General features: G+C 69.7%; 1 protein-coding gene. It reads right to left on the bottom strand.

The window, feature by feature from the left end:
• Positions 1–164: 164 nt before the first annotated feature.
• Positions 165–1,628, bottom strand: a complete 1,464-nt coding sequence (locus ACFYM6_RS36110; protein ID WP_387282027.1) for an IS1380 family transposase — start codon at positions 1,626–1,628, stop codon at positions 165–167.
• Positions 1,629–1,682: the final 54 nt, after the last annotated feature.

Below are 1,682 nucleotides of genomic sequence, written 5' to 3'. Positions count from 1 at the left end.
CTAGCCTCGATGATTCGCGCCTGACGCCGGCTCCTTCGGCCCGGCAGGCCTGATTGCTATTGATCGATATCGCGTGGTTCCGGGCATGGTGGTGGGCCGTCTGTCGCGGCGGTGGGCGTGGTCTCCTGGGGTCCTCCGGGTTGTTGGGGCAGCGGCTGTGCTGGTCAGCCGGGGGCGGGGATGGCCGTGATCCGGTTGAACGCGGTGGTGATCTGTTCGGCCCAGGGCCAGGTGGTGGGGATGCGTAGCCAGCGGCGGCGTTGGCCGTGCACGAGGCGGGCGGCGGTGTGCAGGATCCGGTAGCGCAGTCGTTTCGGTTCGGCTTTGGCCAGGTCGCTGTCGAGGCCGATGAGCTGCAGCCAGGCGATCAGGTCGACGGCGATCGTGGCAGCTGTGCACCAGGCGGCGTTGATGGCGAACTCGCGGGAGGGTAGCCGACCCAGGCCGGTGTCTTTGGCGCAGCGGATCCGGTCCTCGACGCGTGCGTGGGCCCGGTGGCGGGCCTCCAGCCACTGCAGAGTGCCGACCTGGGTGTTGGTGACGAAGGCGGTGTAGCGCCAGCCGTCCCGGTGCTCGAACAGGGTGAGTTGGGCGCCGGGGTGGGGGCGTTCCCGCCGGACGATGACTCGCATCCCGGCCGGCCAGCCGGGCAGAGGCAGCAGGCCGGTCAGTTCGGCGATGGTGGCGCCGTCGCGGACACCACCGTCGGCGTCGATCGCCGGTGACCACGCTTGGGCGGGTAGGGCGGTGATGGCGGCGCGTTCGGGTTCGCCGATCGACCAGCCGAGGGAGTACTCCACCCGCCGGCCGCGTTTGCTGTCCTGCTCGTGGAGCCAGTCGAGCACGGCGTGGGTGGACGCGGCGGAGTCACCGCGGATGAGCAGGTGCCGGCGGTGCTGGGCGGGGACCTGCGCGATGGCTTGGGCGAGCACGTCGAGGTGATCGGCGGCGGTGTTGGCTCCGGCGTTGCCCGGCCGCAGCTTCAGGGCGAGTAGCTCGGCGGTGTTGTCGCAGGTCACCAGGATCGGATGGAACCCATAGCTGTGCTTGTAGGTGGCGGCGGCGCCTTCCTTGTCGCTGTGCGCGATCACGATCGTGGAGTCGATGTCCAGGACCACCACGCCGGCGCCGATGTCCCGCCCGGCCGCCCTCGCCGCCGGTGGACCACCGAACAGCTGCCACATCCGGGCGCGTACCTTCGCCCTGGCCTTGGCGATGCGCCGCAGCTGCACCGCGCCGATCTCGTCCAGGGCCCGCCACACCGTGGTGTCCGAGGCCACCGACCCGAACACCTCCTGCTGATGGCGCAGCACGTCGATGTCCGCGATCGCTTCCCCACCGTCAGCGATCATCACCGCGAGGTCGACCAGCACCCGACCCCGGTCATGCACCGGCCACCACCCGGCCCGGGCCAGCCCCGCCGACAACGCTCCGGTCAACCCGGCCCGATCAGCCAGCAACCGCAGCAACGCCGCACCGACGTGCGACACCACACCCGAACCACCCGCGGTGACCCGCAGATCCCGCGACCACGCCGTAAGCTGCACCTCGGAAGTGCCTCCCTCGAAGAGAAACCTGTAGATGTCGCAATCACAAGTTTCCCTTGCAGGGCAGGCACTTCCGCTCATCTACACGCCGACGAACAGCACATCCCGGCGATCACCATGAATCACCCAGGCTAG

The organism is Micromonospora sp. NPDC006431 (genome assembly GCF_042870725.1).
GTDB lineage: Bacteria > Actinomycetota > Actinomycetes > Mycobacteriales > Micromonosporaceae > Micromonospora.
The sequence above is the reverse complement of the archived record's forward strand: the minus strand, read 5'-3'. Positions and strand labels throughout refer to the sequence as shown.

Coding starts and splice junctions, on each gene's coding strand:
- ACFYM6_RS36110 (WP_387282027.1), bottom strand. CDS start 1,628: ATGAGCGGAAGTGCCTGCCCTGCAAGGGAAACTTGTGATTGCGACATC.